The following is a 17,008-nucleotide window of genomic DNA, read 5'->3' on the forward strand; positions in this document are numbered from 1 at the left end:
TGAACGAGAGCCATGCTTGATCCGATCGTGAATTTCTTCACCCGCATCTTCCAATGGATAGGCCGCGGCATCGGCCTCGTCATCGGCGCGATCCTGTGGCCGTTCCTCTGGGCTGGGCGCTGGTATACGCAGCGCGGCTGGATCCTGAAGGCTGTGGTCGGCCTCGCGCTTCTGGTGTTGATCGGCCTCTACGCCAATTTCTTCTACGCCACCCAGTGGTGGAACAAGTTCGATCCCAACTACGTCGACAAATACACCTTCGAGAACCGCAACATTTCCGCCGGCGAACAGGTCGCGGCCGGCGCCGGCACCGACACCGCCAAGACCTGCGGCAATTCGGGCATCGCCCAGGTGGCGGCCGACCTGACGGACTTCAACGTCAACCAGAATGCCTGGATCTCGTCGATGATCCTCTACAAACTCGGCCTGTTCGGCATCGACTGGGACAACACGCCGTTCATGGACAACAAGGCCTCGTTCCAGCGCGGCATCAACCAGGCGGTGCGGCGCACCGCCACCGAGCTTGCCGACAATCTCGGCCGTGTCCGCACCACATCGCAGATCGACGGCGACCTGCAGGATGCGCGCGGCAATCTGCAGTTCGACGAGGAGACCTGGTATTTCGGCCTCAACCCGTTCGGCCCCAAGACGCCGACGCCGAGCTATTATCGCGATGCCGTCACCAAGCTGCGCTCCTTCAACGCCCGCCTCGGCAGCTGCCAGGCGACGTTCGATGCCCGCGCCGACAATCTGAAGCAGTATATCGACCGCATCTCTTCCGACATCGGTTCGACATCGGCGATCCTCAAGGAGCGCGCCGAAAACCATAACAATGGCTGGTTCGACTTCCGCGCCGACGACCGCTTCTGGTTCGCCTATGGCCAGCTCTATGCCTATTACGGCCTGATGAAGGGCGCCCAGGCCGACTTCGAGGACGTCATCAAGGAAAAGCATCTCGGCAATCTGTGGGACACGATGGATGCGCAATTCGTCTCGGCCCTGCGCATCCAGCCCTTCATCATCGCCAATGGCCGCGAGGATGGCTGGATCATGCCGACGCACCTGACGACGATGGGTTTCTACGTGCTTCGCGTGCGCTCCAACATGGTCGAGATCAGCAACGTCCTGACTCAGTAGCGTTCACTGCTTTCCCGGCGAGCGATGGCGAATTTGCGCCGTCGCCTCTGTCGCATTCCGTGCATTGGGCGGCTGTTTTGAGACGGCGGAACGTCGCGTCCTCTGGCTTCTATACGGCGCGGCAACGGAGCCAGGAAGAACCGGCGACAGGTCGGCCGGCCGCGGAGACACTTTCTTCATAGGAAACATAGTTGCATGCAAGTTGACGCCGCGGGAGCGACAGGGTTAGAACATGCCCGCGCCCGGGTTCAACATGCCTGCGAGTGAGATCAAACCCGTCCCCTCCACCGTCCAATCCGAAGGAAAGCCGTCATGGCCGAAGTGAAGTCCGACATCGAGATCGCGCGCGGCGCCAAGAAAAAGCAAATCCAGGAGATCGGCGCCAAGATCGGCATCCCGACCGAGCACCTTTTGCCCTACGGCCACGACAAGGCGAAGATTTCGGCCGAATTCATCAAATCGGTGAAGGGCAACAAGGACGGCAAGCTGATCCTCGTCACCGCCATCAACCCGACGCCGGCCGGCGAAGGCAAGACGACCACCACCGTCGGCCTTGGTGACGGTCTGAACCGCATCGGCAAGAAGGCGATCGTCTGCATCCGCGAGGCTTCGCTCGGCCCGAATTTCGGCGTCAAGGGCGGTGCCGCCGGCGGCGGCTACGCGCAGGTCGTGCCGATGGAGGACATGAACCTCCACTTCACCGGCGACTTCCACGCCATCACCACGGCGCACAATCTTTTGTCGGCGCTGATCGACAACCACATCTACTGGGGCAATGAGCTCGGCATCGACACCCGCCGCGTCGCCTGGCGCCGCGTCATGGACATGAACGACCGGGCGCTGCGCGAAATCATCTGCTCGCTCGGCGGCGTCGCCAACGGTTATCCGCGCGAGGCAGGCTTCGACATCACCGTCGCCTCTGAAGTGATGGCGATCTTGTGCCTTTCCACCGACCTCAAGGATCTGGAAAAGCGCCTCGGCGACATCATCGTCGCCTACCGCCGCGACAAGAGCCCGGTCTATGCCCGCGACTTGAAGGCCGACGGCGCCATGGCGGTGCTGCTGAAGGACGCCATGCAGCCAAACCTGGTGCAGACGCTGGAGAACAACCCTGCCTTCGTGCATGGCGGCCCGTTCGCCAACATCGCGCATGGCTGCAACTCGGTGGTCGCCACCACCACGGCGCTGAAGCTCGCCGACTACGTCGTCACCGAAGCCGGCTTCGGCGCCGACCTCGGAGCCGAAAAATTCTTCGACATCAAGTGCCGCAAGGCGGGTTTGAAGCCGGCGGCTGCCGTCATCGTCGCCACCGTGCGCGCCATGAAGATGAATGGCGGCGTCAAGAAGGAAGACCTCGGCAAGGAAAACATCGAGGCAGTCAAGAAGGGCTGCCTCAATCTGGGCCGCCACATCGAGAATGTGAAACAGTTCGGCGTGCCTGCGATCGTGGCGATCAATCATTTCACCACCGATACCGAGGTGGAAATCCAGGCGATGAAGGATTTCGTCGCCTCGCTCGGCGCCGAGGCGATCCTGTGCAAGCATTGGGCCAATGGCTCTGCCGGCATTGAGGAGTTGGCGCGCAAGGTCGTCGAGATCGCCGAATCCGGCGCCTCGCAGTTCGCGCCGCTCTATCCCGACGCAATGCCGCTGTTCGAGAAGATCAACACCATCGTCCAGCGCATCTATCGCGGCGACGAGGCGATCGCCGACAAGTCGGTGCGCGACCAGCTGCATGCCTGGGAGCAGGCCGGCTACGGGCACCTGCCGGTCTGCATGGCCAAGACCCAATATTCCTTCTCGACCGACCCGAACCTGCGTGGCGCGCCGACCGGCCACACCGTGCCGGTGCGCGAGGTCAGGCTTTCGGCGGGCGCCGGCTTCGTCGTCGTCATCTGCGGCGAGGTCATGACCATGCCCGGCCTGCCCAAGGCGCCGTCCTCGGAAAAAATCTTCCTCAACGAGGCCGGCCAGATCGAAGGCCTGTTCTGAGATTTGTCTCGACAACCAAGGGCGCCGCAGCCATGCGGCGCCCTTTTGCTTGCCGGGCTTCTCACGCCACTGTCGAGGACCCGAACTTCTTGATCCCGGCGACCGACATGCTGACGAACTGGTCGAGAATGGTGAAGAAGATATCCAGACTGAACCCAAACAGGAAGGAGAAGGTGAAGAGGCTGAAGCCTATTCCCGAAGCCTCCTCTCCAAGCTTGGTGCCCGGTGCTACAAACCAGGCAAGCACCATGCCGGCCAGCGCCCCCAGTGCGATCCTGTGGATCAGCCGCGACAGCGGTGGATTGGGCAGCAGCGGATTGAGGATCATCCGCATGCGAAACATGATGGCTCCGAGCGCGCCGTAGAAGGCCGGGAGTATCCACAAGGCATATGGGCTGAGAACCTCGTCCAGCGTCTTTATCTGCGCGGTCAGCGTGTAGATCGAGTTCGGCGCGATCGTGATCACTCCGTCGCACTGCAGGCTGCGCGTTGCCTCGTCGAAATCGGCATTCACGTCCGTCACTTTTTCCGAAGACGTACCTTCAAGATTGTTCGGGTTTTTCTTTTCGGTGTTTATCTGCGCGCAATAGGCATCCGGCTGATTGGGGAGCTCCTTGAGCTTGTCTGGAGGCGTGGATTTACTCACCCCCAGCGGCTGGTCACAGAACTGGTCTATGGCACCTTGCTGGGAATACTGAGCCTGGCCCGCCGCTACGCCATCTGCCGTGGAGGTTGAATAAAATTTGCAGTACATCCATTGCATTCCCCAGATCGGGAATTGCGCGTCCTCAGTCATGAACCCTTGCGCTCTTCTCACCAGGGAGGAAAAGCGCTGGTCGAGAGCGTGAAGGCTATCTTCCGAATTGTAATAGGCGTCCTTCAGAAGCGTCAGATCCGTGGTCGAAGCCTGCTCGGACGATGCCGAGCTCAGTTGTTTCTTCGTCGCCCAAACCTGGCGTATCGCCTGTCCGAACCGTGCGCTGATATCATTGTTGTCGATTTCTATGAGTTCGGAGTTTATCGCGACTCCCTTGTTGTAAATGTACGTCAATCTTCCGGTTACAACCATGAAAAGCACGGAAAGAGCCACGAGAAAGTACGTCGCCAGCGCGGTCTTGCGCGACATGTCACCGGGCGACCAGCCCGATCGCAGTGCCGCCAGGGTGGCAAATGGCACGGTGCCGGAACAATCGTTGAAAACCGTCTGAAGATTGACGACCTCAGGCTGGCTGGCCGTCGCATCGTCGAGCTTTTCGGCATTGCCGATGGCCGCAAACAGGGAACTGTCCTTGAACACACCGTAGCGGCCGTAGTTGGCGACCAGCTTGGCGTCCGCGATGAGTCCAGAAACGAGAGGGTCGGCCGGTGTCGTCGTCATCGTGAAATCCCCCCGCCTGACGACTACCCTAGATAGCCCGGCACATAGCCGTATTGCGACGGGCACCCGCACGGATATCCGGGCGGGCCGGGCGGCTGCGCCCAGCACCAGAAGGATTGAGTGAAGCAGATCGTCCCCGGCGCGTGCGAAGGGACCTGGGCGAAAGCGGGCCATGGCAAGAGTGCCGCGGCACCAGCCAAGGCGAGAACGACTGTAGTTCGTGCAATTCGCGCTTTCACTTGTTTCTCCCGGGGAAGTCTACCCCGTCCCACCCCTTGATCCAGATATACCGTTCCTCGGAGAGAGGCCTTCGTCTGTGAAAGACTTCACTCTGTTCTCCAGTTCCCCATCCTGAGATAGAGCCCGATCTGAGTTTCTTGCGTTTGGCCGGCTCATCATCCCGAAAGTGAATGGGCCCAGCCGAAAAGACTTCCAAACGAGGCCACGCCCCGGTGTTCGTGATCAGGAACGCCAAAGGGCGCCGCAGACTGCGGCGCCCCTGTTCCTTCGCGGCAATTTGCCTATGCAGCGTTGCGCGCCAGCGCGCGCTGGTTGGACGCATAGGGCGTGTCGCGTTCGGGCAAAGCACCGGTCTTCAGGCAATCGATCCATTCGGCGGTCTTGAGCACGGCCGCAAAGCGCGACTGCAGGATGATGGACACCACGCGGTGGATCTCCTCGGCCGAGGCGTAGCCGGCGCTGTTGGCGTAAGGCAGCGAACCGGTGGCGTCGGACAGGAACTCGACCGCAAAGCCGACATGCGCGGCGTGGATGATGCTCGACAGGTCGCAATTATGCGTCATGTAGCCGATCACCGTTATCGTATCGATGGTATTGGCGCGCAGCCACGCCTCGAGGTCGGTGCCGGCAAAGGCGCTAGGCAGTGACTTCTCGACATAGTGGTCGCGGCTTCGCCGGGCGATCTCGGGATGCAGTTCGCCGCCATGGCTGCCCTTGGCGAAGACTGGCGAGGTCTCGGGCGCCATCTGCTTGACGACCACCACCTTCACGCCGGCCGCAGCGGCGGCATCCATAGCGCGCGCGACATTGACGACGCTGTCGCGGAACGGCGGATACTGGATGGCGAGGTTGCCGCCATCATAATCGTTCTGGACATCGATGACGATGAGCGCGCGGCGCGGCGTGATATTGGCGGACATGGTGTTCTCCTTCGGGCTTGAATGGGATAGGTCGAAAATAGGCGGATCGCCCGACTGCCAAAAGTGGCCCGATTGACATCATTCGAAAGAATTAGGACAATTCGCTTTTCGCTTGCTGGAAACACGCATGGCCGACCCGATCATTGCCGTTCTCGCCTTTGACGGCATCAGCCCGTTCCACCTCTCCGTGCCGTGCGTGGTGTTCGGCACCGACCGCACCAAGCTTGGCTTGCCGCGTTTCGACTTTCGCGTCTGCGCGCTCGACGATGGAGCGATCCACACCGATGCCGGGCTGACCATCGCGGTGCCGTATGGCCTTTCCGCATTCGACGATGCCGACATCGTCATCATTCCGAGCTGGAAGGATCTCGAGGCCCCACTTCCGCCGCCGCTCCTGGCAGCGCTCACCCACGCGCACCGGCGCGGTGCGGTGATCGTCGGCCTCTGTCTCGGCACCTTCGCCATTGCCGCCGCCGGGCTGCTTGCGGGCCGGCGTGCGACGACACATTGGGCCTCCACCGACCGGCTGCAAACATTATACCCGGACATCGAAGTCGACGCCGACGTGCTCTATGTCGACGACGGCGACATCGTCACCTCGGCCGGCGTCGCCGCCGGGCTCGATTGCTGCCTGCACATTGTGCGCGCCCGCTATGGCGCAGAGGTAGCGCTGCGGCTGGCCAGGCACATCGTGCTGTCGCCGCACCGGCAGGGTGGGCAAGCGCAGTTCATCGAGCGCCCGCTGGCGAAAACCCCGGCCACCGACCGCTTCACCCTGGCGCTCGACACGGTGCGGGCAACGCTCGGACAAACGCACAACCTCGACCGCGTCGCGGAGGCCGCGGGCCTGACCCGGCGCACTTTCACCCGCCGTTTCCAGAAATCGATCGGCACCAGCTTTGGCGAATGGTTGGCCGGCCAACGCATCGAACTGGCGCAACGGCTGCTGGAGGCGACGGAAAAATCGATGGACATGGTGGCCTTCGAAGCCGGCTTCGGCAGCGCCACCTCGCTGCGCCAGCATTTCGCCGCACGGCTCAAGACGTCACCGGCCCAATACCGGCGTGAATTCTCGCGACGAGCCGGTCCGGACGAGCGCATGGCACGCACGGCTTCATACTGACCGCCCACGACGAGTTCAGCCCCGCTTGACCGCCCGCGCCGGATTGCCGACCACCGTGGTGTTGTCAGGGACGTCGCGCGTCACCACCGCGCCGGCGCCGACTATGGCGCCATCGCCGATGCTGATGCCGCCGAGGATGATGGCGCTGCCGCCGATCCAGGCGTCATCGCCGATGGTGACCGGCCTGGCAATCTCCAGTCCCGACTGACGGCCAGCGGCCTCCTTGTGGTGCTCGGCGCAGTAGATCTGCACATTGGGGCCGAGAAGCGTCCGCCTGCCGATACGCACCGGCGCGGTATCGAGGATGGTGCAGCCGGCATTGAGGAAGGCGCCGTCGCCGAGATGGATGTTGAAACCGTAGGCGCAGTGGAACGGCGCCTCGATGCGGGAGCCTGCGCCCGCGCTGCCGAGCAGCGCCAATAGCGCCGGGCCGATATTGCCGCGTTGCTGGGGCCGTAGCGTATTATGCTCGAACACCGCATCGCGCGCGATCGCCCGCAGCGCCTCCAGTTCGTCGTCGATGCAGGTGTACCATTCGCCTGCAATCATCCTTGTGCGTTCGCTTCCGGCCATCACAGCGACTCCGTCCCTTCGTCATGTTCGACTGGTTACCAAAGTACAATGCTCGCTGATGGAAGAAGCACCATCGCCTACTCTCGTCAAACGTAGGACCTATGCTAGCTTGCCCTCGTGGGCCAGTCCCGGGCCTGCTTTCGAGGGGATCGACATGCTCTATTTGCTTGCACTTCTGATCGGCGTCATTGCCGGTCTTCGCGCCATGACCGCGCCGGGCGCGATCGCCTGGGGCGCCTATCTCGGCTGGCTGCCGGTGGCCGGCACCTGGGCAAGTTTCATGGGCCATTGGGCCGCCGTCGGTATCTTCACCATCCTCGCCATCGTCGAACTGGTCACCGACCAGCTGCCCTCGACGCCGAGCCGCAAGGTTCCGCAGCAATTCGGCGCCCGCATCCTGCTTGGCGCCTTCAGCGGCGCGGTGATCGGTGCCACTGCCGGTTCCACCATTGGCGGCCTGATTGCCGGCGCCATCGGTGCTGTCATCGGCACCTATGGCGGCGGCGAAGCGCGCGGCCGGTTGGCCGCCGCCTTCGGCAAGGATTTGCCTGCCGCCCTCATCGAGGACGCGGTGGCGATCATCGGCGGCCTGCTGATCGTGGCGGCGGTGGTATGACTGCCCAAGCCTCAGACGCCAAGACATACGACGCCATCATCATCGGCGCCGGACAGGCCGGCCCTCCTCTCGCCGGCCGGCTGACGTCAGCCGGCATGAGCGTGGCGCTGATCGAGCGCAAGCTGGTCGGCGGCACCTGCGTCAACACCGGCTGCATGCCGACCAAGACCATGGTCGCCAGCGCCTATGCCGCGCATCTGGCGCGGCGTGCCGCGGACTACGGCGTGACGTTCTCAGGCCCTGTCGGCGTGGACTACAAGAGGATCAAGGCGCGCAAGGACAAGGTCACAAACGACTCCCGCAGCAATCTGGAGACGTGGATCGCCGGCATGAAGGGCTGCACGCTTTATCGCGGCCACGCCCGCTTCGAATCCGCCAACACCGTGCGTGTCGGCGGCGACCTTCTGACCGCCGAAAAGATCTTCCTCAACACCGGCGGCCGCGCCTCGGTGCCCGACCTGCCGGGCGTCAACGACGTCGACTACCTCACCAACTCCTCGATGATGGATCTCGATGTTTTGCCGCGCCATCTTATCGTCGTCGGCGGCAGCTACATCTCTCTTGAATTCGCGCAGATGTTTCGCCGCTTCGGCTCTGAAATCACCGTCATCGAGAAGAGTTCGCGCCTGACCGGCCGCGAGGACGAGGACGTGTCGGCGGCCGTCCTATCGATCCTCGAAAACGAAGCCATAGAAGTCCATGTCGGCGCCGACGACATCCGCTTTGCCAGACAGGGCAAGGAGATCGCCGTGACCTTCTCATCCGGCAAGCCGCCGGCGGTCGGCTCGCATGTGCTTCTGGCACTCGGCCGCACCCCCAACACCGACGATCTCGGCCTCGATAAGGCCGGCGTCGCGGTCGATCTGCGCGGCTTCGTCACCGTCGACGACCAGCTGCGCACCAGCGTGCCCGGCATTTGGGCAATGGGCGACTGCAACGGCAAGGGCGCCTTCACCCACACCTCCTACAACGATTATGAGATCGTTGCCGCCAATCTGCTCGACGACGATCCGCGCAAGGTCAGCGACCGCATCGAGGCCTATGCGCTCTACATCGATCCGCCGCTCGGCCGCTGCGGCATGACCGAGGCGGCGGTGAAGAAATCCGGGCGCAAGGCGCTGGTCGGCCAGCGGCCAATGACCCGCGTCGGCCGCGCCATCGAAAAGGGCGAGACGCAAGGTTTCATGAAGATCCTGGTCGATGCCGACACCAGGCAAATCCTCGGCTGCTCCGTGCTCGGCCCCGGCGGCGACGAGGCGGTGCACTGCGTGCTCGACCTGATGTACGCCAAGGCGCCGGTCGATACGCTGGCGCGCGCCGTGCATATCCACCCCAACGTCTCGGAGCTGTTGCCAACCATCGCCCAGGAGCTGAAGCCGCTCGCCTGACATAGCTCCGCGTCAAGCTCAGCGCTTTCTGCATTGGTGCGTTGCAGCAATGTGCATTGCGCGCGGCAAGGCTTCTCGTTCAGTCTGAATTGAACCGATTCAGTCTGGATTTTCCATGCCTTTGCCGATCCTTGCGCTTGCCATTGCGTCCTTTTGCATCGGCACCACCGAATTCGTCATCATGGGCCTGTTGCCGGAGGTTGCGGCCGATCTCGGCGTGTCGATCCCCTCGGCCGGCCTGCTGGTCACCGGCTATGCGCTGGGCGTCGTCTTCGGCGCACCCATCGTCGCCATGGCCACCGCGCATCTGCCGCGCAAGCCGGTGCTGGTCGCGCTGACGGCGATGTTCGTCGTCGGCAATCTGCTCTGCGCCATTGCGCCCAATTACTGGCTTCTGATGGCCGCGCGCGTCTTCACCGCGTTCGGTCATGGCGCCTTTTTCGGCATTGGTTCCGTCGTTGCCGCCAGCCTGGTGCCGCGCAACAAGCGCGCCAGCGCCATGGCGATGATGTTCGCGGGATTGACGCTCTCCAACATTCTCGGCGTTCCTGCCGGCACCGCGCTTGGCGAAGCCTTCGGCTGGCGCTCCACCTTCTTCGCCGTCGTCGGCATCGGCCTGATCTCTGTTGCCGCCATCGCCTGGCTGGTGCCATCCAATGTCGTCGAACCGAGCGGCGGCGGCCTGCGCAGCGAACTGCGCGTGCTGGGCAAGCTGCAGGTCTGGCTCGCCATGCTGATCGCCTCGCTGGCCTCGGCCAGCCTGTTTGCCGTCTTCACCTACATCAAGCCCTACCTTACCGATGTCTCCGGCCTGTCGACCTCCGCGGTCACCTGGGTCCTGCTGCTGTTCGGCGCCGGCATGACCATAGGCAACATCATCGGCGGCCGGCTGGCCGACTGGAAATTGATGCCGACGGTCATCGGCACGCTGCTTTTGATGGCAGTTCTGTTTGTCGGCTTCATGCAGTTCGGCGCTATCGCCAGCGTCGCCATCGGCGTCGTCTTCTTGTGGGGACTGCTGATCTTCGTCGTCGTGCCGCCGCTGCAGATCCGCGTCGTCGAAGCGGCTTCGGAAGGGCCGAACCTTGCCGCCACGCTCAACCACGGCGCATTCAATATCGGCAATGCCAGCGGCGCCTGGATCGGCGGCGTGGCTCTGTCGGCCGGCGTTTCCTATGCTCATTTGCCGCTGGTCGGCGCGGTGCTGGCCCTGCTGGCGGTCAGCGTAGCCGTTGTCTCGCAGGCGCTCGAAGGATCGGCGCCGATAACGACGGTTCCGGCCGCCGCCGAATAATTCCATTGCGCCCATGGCGGCGCGAACTGGACCAATCGACAGCCCTTCGGCAAAAGTGCATGTGTTCTGCCTCTTATCCTGGAGGCATCCCATGCAGAAATCGATCGAACGCATCGCCGGCGACACCGAAGGCGTTTCCTACGAATTCCCGGTGTTCCGCTTCGCCGGCGCCGACAAGGCAGCACCTTCGGCCTATCTCCAGGCAGCACTCCACGCCGGTGAACTGCCTGGTGTCGTCGCCATCGACGCGCTGATGCCGGCGCTGAACAAGGCCGAAGCCGAAGGCCGCATCAAGGGCAGCATCACGGTCGTGCCCTGGGCCAATCCGATCGGCCGCGCCCAATATCATTTCGGCGAGCACCAGGGCCGCTTTCATCTCGGCACCCGCAACAATTTCAACCGCGGCTTTCCGTTGCTCGCAGCACCGGACGCCAAGCTTTTGCCCGACACCACGCTTGGCACCCCCGACCAGCGATTGAAGACCCGTCTGGTGCAGCTGTCGCTCGGCCACGACATCGTGCTCGACCTGCATTGCGACGACGAGGGCCTTGCCTATCTCTACGTCCACGCCAGCCTGTGGCCGGCGATGGCCGATTGCGCCGCCGCCATGGGTATCGACGCCGTGGTGTTGTGGAGCGAGGACACCGACGGCACCTTCGAGGGCGCCACGATCATGCCCTACCAGAACGTCCCCGCCAACGTGGCGAAGCTCGACCGCCGCGTTGCCACCACGGTAGAATACCGTGGCATGCTGGATGTCGACGGCGCGCTGGCAAGTTCCGATGCCGAAGGCCTCTACCGGCTGCTGGCGGCGCGCGGCGTCATCGCCGATACCGCCCTTCCCGCACCCGGCGCGTTCAAGGGCCTCGTCGCGCCGCTGGAGAACATCGACATGATGCCGGCGCCCCGGGCCGGCGCCATCCTCTACGACGTCAAGCCCGGCGACCGCGTCGCCGAGGGCGCGCGCCTCGCCACCATCGTCCACACACCGGGCGAGGCCGGTGGCCGCACCGAAGTGCTGGCGCCGCAGGACGGCGTCATCCTGACCCGCCGCTCACGCCGCATCATCCGCGCCGGCGAGGATCTCTTGAAGCTGGTCGGCAACAAGAAGAGCGCCGACGCGAGGTCAGGCACGCTGGAGGACTGAGCTAACCCGAAATCGCCAGCCGCGCCTTGGCCTCCAGCCATTCGGCCATTTGCCGGTACGGCACCGGGCCGTGGCTGACACGGGCGACACCAAGCTCGGCCAGGCGCTGGCGCGGCGGCACATGCGCCAGCGCGATGATGTTGACCGGCAGCACGGTGGCCTTGCACAGCGCCTCGATCAGAGCCTCGTCGCCGAGCCCCGGCGCAAAGAAGCCGCTCGCTCCTGCCTTTTCATAAGCGTGCGCCCGCTCGATGGCCTAGTCGAGCAGCACGCTGTCATGCACATCCGGCTTGGCCTTGAGGAAAATGTCGGTACGGGCGTTGATGTAGGCGGGAATGCCGGAAGCCTTCACCGCCGCCGCTGCCGCCTCGATCCGCTTCACCTGTATGGCGATGTCGTGCAGGCCGGCGCCGCCGACGATCTGGTCCTCGAAATTGAAACCGATGGCGCCGGCCTGCAGGGCACGTGTCACCGTCTGGGCGACAGTCTCCGGCTCGACGCCGTAGCCGCCTTCGAGGTCCATGGTCACCGGCAGGTCGACTGCCGCGACGATGCGCCTGATGTTGTCCAGCGCCAGCTCCAGCGGGATTTTCTCGCCATCGGCATAACCAAAAGCAGCCGCGACCGGCCAGCTGCCGGTGGCGATCGCCTTGGCGCCCGCCCTCTCGACGATCTTGGCCGAGCCCGGATCCCAGGCATTGTAGAGAACGATCGGGTTGCCCCTGACGTGGAGCGCATGGAACCTGCGTGCGCGCTCGATCTGCTCGGTCATTGCTGTCTTCCCGTCTTTCCGATGTTGGACGAACAGTCTAGGCAGGACCCCAAGCCTTGGCGATGTGCCATGGGCTGCGGAAGCGGCGGCCACAAACAGGCCTTTCAAACCTGTTGCGCATCCGGCTTTTCGCCGCTATGGATTTCGCCCATGAACATGCGCTCGATCAAGACCATTTGGTGGTGGGCTCGCTGACAGCGGCCTGTTCGAACGCGTGCGCGTGAAAATAGAGGGTGGCCGCAACGGAATGTCCGGGCGGCCATTTGTTTTTTCAAAGCCATTCCCGGGTCCGTTGCCCCAACAAGCCATATGGAGACGGCAATGACGATGAAGGCTCTGGAAACGGCGCGGAAAGCTTCGTGACCGCAGGTGGTGTCACCATCACCCGCGAACGCCACGACAAGCCTTACGCCGGTGCGATCGATGCCTATGTCGATGGCTTGAACTCGCGCCGTGGTGCGGTGTTTTCCTCGAATTACGAATATCCGGGCCGCTACACACGCTGGGATACGGCCATCATCGATCCGCCGCTGGTGATTTCCGCGCGTGGCCGCGCCATGCGCATCGAGGCGCTGAATGGCCGTGGCGAAGTGCTGCTGCCGGTGATCGGCAAGACGCTGGCGGGCATTACCGAGGTGACGATTGCTGAAACCTCGAAAAAGCTGATCCGCCTCGATGTCGCCAAGCCCGGCCGCGTCTTTACCGAGGAAGAGCGCAGCCGCGTCCCCTCTGTGTTTACTGTGCTGCGCGCCATCACCGCTCTGTTCAAGACCGATGAAGACGCCAATCTCGGCCTTTACGGCGCCTTCGGTTACGACCTCGCCTTCCAGTTCGATCCAGTCGACTACAAGCTTGAGCGCAAACAGAGCCAGCGCGATCTCGTGCTGTTCCTACCTGACGAGATCCTGGTCGTCGACCATTATTCGACCAAGGCCTGGACCGACCGCTACGATTATTCCGGCGACGGTTTTTCAACCGAGGGGCTGCCGCGCGACGAAATTGCCGAACCGTTCAAGACCGCCGACCGCATCCCGCCGCGCGGCGACCATGAGCCGGGCGAATATGCCAATCTGGTGCGCAAGGCGATGGACAGTTTCAAGCGCGGCGACCTGTTCGAGGTCGTGCCCGGGCAGATGTTCTACGAACGCTGCGAGACGCAGCCTTCCGAAATCTCGCGCAAGCTGAAGTCGATCAACCCGTCGCCCTATTCCTTCTTCATCAATCTCGGCGAAAACGAGTATCTGATCGGCGCCTCGCCCGAAATGTTCGTGCGCGTCAATGGCCGCCGCGTCGAGACCTGCCCGATATCCGGCACCATCAAGCGCGGCGACGACGCCATTTCCGATAGCGAGCAGATTCTGAAGCTGCTCAACTCCAAGAAGGATGAATCCGAGCTGACAATGTGCTCGGACGTCGACCGCAACGACAAGTCCAGGGTCTGCGATCCGGGCTCGGTGCGCGTCATCGGCCGCCGCCAGATCGAGATGTATTCGCGCCTGATCCACACCGTCGATCACATCGAAGGGCGCCTGCGCGAAGGCATGGATGCCTTCGACGCCTTCCTGTCGCATGCCTGGGCGGTCACCGTCACCGGTGCGCCGAAACTGTGGGCGATGCGCTTCATCGAGCAGAACGAAAAGAGCCCGCGTGCCTGGTATGGCGGCGCCATCGGCATGGTCAATTTCAACGGCGACATGAACACCGGCCTGACGCTCCGCACCATCCGCATCAAGGACGGCATTGCCGAGGTGCGAGCCGGCGCCACATTGCTCTTCGACAGCATCCCGAGGAAGAAGAAGCCGAAACCGAACTGAAGGCATCCGCCATGCTCTCCGCCATTCGCGACGCCAAATTGGGCAATGCCGCAGGCGCCGAACGCACCACCGCGCGCGTCGGCGACGGCGTCAACATCCTGCTCGTCGACCACGAAGACTCCTTTGTCCACACACTGGCCAACTATTTCCGCCAGACCGGTGCCAATGTCTCGACCGTGCGTTCGCCGGTGCCGGAAGAAGTCTTCGAACGGCTGAAGCCCGATCTCGTCGTGCTGTCGCCCGGACCGGGCACGCCGAAGGATTTCGACTGCGCCGCGACCATCAAGAACGCCCGCGCCCGCGACCTGCCGATCTTCGGTGTCTGCCTTGGCCTGCAGGCGCTGGCCGAGGCCTATGGCGGCGAACTCAGGCAGTTGCACGTGCCGATGCACGGCAAGCCGTCGCGCATCCGCGTCTCCAAGCCCGGAATCATCTTCTCCGGCCTGCCCAAGGAAGTGACCGTCGGCCGCTACCACTCGATCTTTGCCGATCCGGTGCGGCTGCCCGACGATTTCATCGTCACCGCCGAGACCGAGGATGGCATCATCATGGCCTTCGAACACCGCAAGGAGCCGATCGCCGCCGTCCAGTTCCATCCGGAATCGATCATGACGCTCGGCCACAATGCCGGCATGCGCATCATCGAAAACATCGTTGCGCATCTGCCGCGCAAGGCCAAGGAAAAGGCCGCTTAGAAACGATGGCGGCGACGGACAACATGGCGGCGATCGCAGCGAAGGCAGCGGCCAGGCAAAGGATCGCCAGCCTTGCCTTCTGGTCGATTGTCATCGCCTGCGTGGTGCTCGCGCTCAAGCTTGCCGCATGGTACGTCACCGGCTCCGTTGCGCTCTATTCGGATGCGCTGGAGTCGATCGTCAACGTCATAGCCTCGGCCGCCGCCTATTGGGCGGTCCTGGTCAGCTACAAGCCGGCCGACCAGGACCATCCGTTCGGCCACCACAAGGCCGAGTATTTTTCGGCGGTGCTGGAAGGCGTGCTGATCGTGCTCGCCGCGCTTTTGATCCTCAACGAGGTCTGGCGCTCCTGGCAGACGCCGACCCCGCTCGAACAACCCTGGGAGGGCCTGGCGATCAACGGCGTCGCCACCGTCATCAACGCCTTCTGGGCCTGGACGCTGATCCGCGCCGGGCGCAGCGCAAAATCACCGGCGCTGGTCGCCGACGGCCGGCACATCATGACCGACGTCGTGACCTCGGTCGGCGTCTTCGGCGGCCTCGTCGGCGCTATCCTGACCGGTTGGCAGATCCTTGATCCGGCGCTTGCCGTCATCGTCGCGCTCAACATCCTGTGGCAGGGCTGGCACGTCATCGGCTCGTCGATGAACGGGCTGATGGACCGCGCAGTGGACACGACCGAACACATGCACATTCGCGACATCATCTCGGCCAATTGCAAGGGCGCGCTGGAGGTTCATGACCTCAAGACCCGCATCGCCGGCCGCGCCACCTTCATCGAGTTCCACCTGGTCGTCGACGCCGACATGACGGTCGGCGCCAGCCACGTCATTTGCGACCGCATCGAGGACGCGCTGAAGGCCGAAATCCCCTCGGTGCGCGTCACCATCCATGTCGAGCCCGACGACGAGGCGAAGCTGCCGAAAGGCACCACTGCTGTGCCGTTTGCTTGAGGAAAAACTCAGGGCATCATCCTCGGGCGAGGATCTGCCGACCTCGCCGGATCGATTGCGCCATTACCGCCATGTGGGGTAGCCCGCCAATGGCTACATCCAGGCGTTGATTGCCTCCAAATCGGGCAGCGCCTGCTGCTCAAGCGCGCGCCAGCTCGGCCTCGGCAAAAGCGTAGTCAGGCGAACCGTCTAAGTTCGTCAAATCCAAACTCGGCAAGCGAAGTCCGATCCAAGGTAGCACCCGCTTGCGATCGGCTCATCATGTGTCGGTCGAGATGTTATCCCATTCCTGCCCCATATACCCAATCAGCCAATTGAGCGCGTAATGACGTTCGACAACCACGTCTCGTTCCAATCCTGCCGGCGCGGCTTTCCCATTCACCCGCGCATCCATCACAGCCCAATTGTACCGATAGATCAGATCGGCAGCATCGAGAAGCTCGCTTTGCGGGCGCAAATTGGCCCGCTTGAGCAGCCCTTCCGTGTCGAGGTCACGCAACACCGAAACCATACGCGACACATCGCAAGGCTTGTCTGGACGCCCAAGGTTTTTGAAGACTTGCAACGCCCACAACATTACGAAAGCCCCTTCATAGCGCCAGCTAAAATTTGCGCGATCTTGCTCGGTTGCAACGGGGTTACCGACAAACGCTTGCTCTTTGGGCGTAAAAAACCCTTCGGCTCCAAACTGGCTGATCAAGTTGCTTAAAAGATTTCGATCATTGGTCTCCGCTGTGACGGCCACGATCACCAGTGCGATGGCGCGTTTAACCACCTCGTCCTTCGTTCGTCGCCGACTTTCGGCTTCGGTTTCGATCGTCGGCAAATGGTCGATGAACGGCACGCCCTCCTTCTTCAACTGTGCTGTTGAGGCCGCCTTGCGAGCCTCAGCCTCGCCTTCAGCGTTGGCGGAACCGATGAAAGCCAAGGAAGTCAGAAAACCAAGAAAGCTGCGACGCATCATAT

Annotated in this window: 12 protein-coding genes and 2 pseudogenes; 9 read left to right on the forward strand and 5 right to left on the reverse strand. The window is 63.0% G+C overall.

The genetic code is table 11. The features are described from left to right. The first annotated feature begins 12 nt into the window (after positions 1–12). Together NLY44_RS15220 and NLY44_RS15225 are read left to right on the forward strand one after the other, a co-directional pair. The gene (locus NLY44_RS15220; RefSeq protein WP_023686165.1) at positions 13–1,137 is read left to right on the forward strand and encodes a DUF2333 family protein; all 1,125 of its coding nucleotides are present in this window, start codon (positions 13–15) and stop codon (positions 1,135–1,137) included. 312 nt (positions 1,138–1,449) lie between these two features. Beyond that, entirely contained in the window at positions 1,450–3,129 is a 1,680-nt protein-coding gene (locus tag NLY44_RS15225; RefSeq protein WP_023741051.1) for a formate--tetrahydrofolate ligase, read from the forward strand. A gap of 61 nt (positions 3,130–3,190) precedes the next feature. On the opposite strand, the gene NLY44_RS15230 is transcribed toward NLY44_RS15225, so the two are convergent. Next, positions 3,191–4,507 (reverse strand): hypothetical protein, encoded by a 1,317-nt coding sequence (locus tag NLY44_RS15230; RefSeq protein WP_023804791.1) that lies wholly within the window; start codon positions 4,505–4,507, stop codon positions 3,191–3,193. Between the two features lie 521 nt (positions 4,508–5,028). Further along, positions 5,029–5,667: an isochorismatase family protein gene (locus NLY44_RS15235; RefSeq protein WP_023748141.1), complete on the reverse strand. Its 639-nt coding sequence runs from the start codon at positions 5,665–5,667 to the stop codon at positions 5,029–5,031. A 127-nt stretch (positions 5,668–5,794) separates the two neighbouring features. Between NLY44_RS15235 and NLY44_RS15240 the strand changes: the two genes are divergently transcribed. Continuing rightward, the gene (locus NLY44_RS15240; RefSeq protein ID WP_023669983.1) at positions 5,795–6,790 is read left to right on the forward strand and encodes a GlxA family transcriptional regulator; all 996 of its coding nucleotides are present in this window, start codon (positions 5,795–5,797) and stop codon (positions 6,788–6,790) included. A 15-nt stretch (positions 6,791–6,805) separates the two neighbouring features. On the opposite strand, the gene NLY44_RS15245 is transcribed toward NLY44_RS15240, so the two are convergent. After that, a complete protein-coding gene (locus tag NLY44_RS15245) occupies positions 6,806–7,363 on the reverse strand; it encodes a sugar O-acetyltransferase (RefSeq protein WP_023686169.1) in 558 nt (185 codons plus the stop codon). A gap of 154 nt (positions 7,364–7,517) precedes the next feature. Here NLY44_RS15245 and NLY44_RS15250 point away from each other — a divergent pair, with 154 nt between their 5' ends. From NLY44_RS15250 to NLY44_RS15265, 4 genes are all read left to right on the forward strand, one after another. Continuing rightward, complete coding sequence (locus tag NLY44_RS15250; RefSeq protein WP_023686170.1) at positions 7,518–7,979, forward strand: membrane protein; 462 nt, start codon at positions 7,518–7,520, stop codon at positions 7,977–7,979. Beyond that, entirely contained in the window at positions 7,976–9,367 is a 1,392-nt protein-coding gene (locus tag NLY44_RS15255) for an FAD-containing oxidoreductase (RefSeq protein ID WP_023686171.1), read from the forward strand. The genes NLY44_RS15250 and NLY44_RS15255 overlap by 4 nt, the downstream gene beginning before the upstream one ends. 115 nt (positions 9,368–9,482) lie before the next feature. Then, entirely contained in the window at positions 9,483–10,661 is a 1,179-nt protein-coding gene (locus NLY44_RS15260; protein ID WP_023686172.1) for an MFS transporter, read from the forward strand. 91 nt (positions 10,662–10,752) lie between these two features. Then, positions 10,753–11,808, forward strand: a complete 1,056-nt coding sequence (locus NLY44_RS15265) for a succinylglutamate desuccinylase/aspartoacylase family protein (RefSeq protein WP_023804790.1) — start codon at positions 10,753–10,755, stop codon at positions 11,806–11,808. A gap of 1 nt (position 11,809) precedes the next feature. Here the strand turns inward: NLY44_RS15265 and NLY44_RS15270 are convergent. Next, positions 11,810–12,580: pseudogene (locus NLY44_RS15270) on the reverse strand (isocitrate lyase/PEP mutase family protein). 359 nt (positions 12,581–12,939) lie between these two features. Between NLY44_RS15270 and NLY44_RS15275 the strand changes: the two are divergent. Together NLY44_RS15275 and NLY44_RS15280 are read left to right on the forward strand one after the other, a co-directional pair. After that, positions 12,940–15,089: pseudogene (locus NLY44_RS15275) on the forward strand (anthranilate synthase). Between the two features lie 23 nt (positions 15,090–15,112). Further along, a complete protein-coding gene (locus tag NLY44_RS15280; protein ID WP_196813681.1) occupies positions 15,113–16,042 on the forward strand; it encodes a cation diffusion facilitator family transporter in 930 nt (309 codons plus the stop codon). Positions 16,043–16,301: 259 nt separating this feature from the next. Here NLY44_RS15280 and NLY44_RS15285 read toward each other — a convergent pair whose 3' ends face one another. Next, a complete protein-coding gene (locus tag NLY44_RS15285; RefSeq protein WP_023804789.1) occupies positions 16,302–17,006 on the reverse strand; it encodes a DUF4272 domain-containing protein in 705 nt (234 codons plus the stop codon). Between the last annotated feature and the right edge of the window lie 2 nt (positions 17,007–17,008).

Source organism: Mesorhizobium sp. C089B, from assembly GCF_030323125.1.
Classification (GTDB): domain Bacteria; phylum Pseudomonadota; class Alphaproteobacteria; order Rhizobiales; family Rhizobiaceae; genus Mesorhizobium.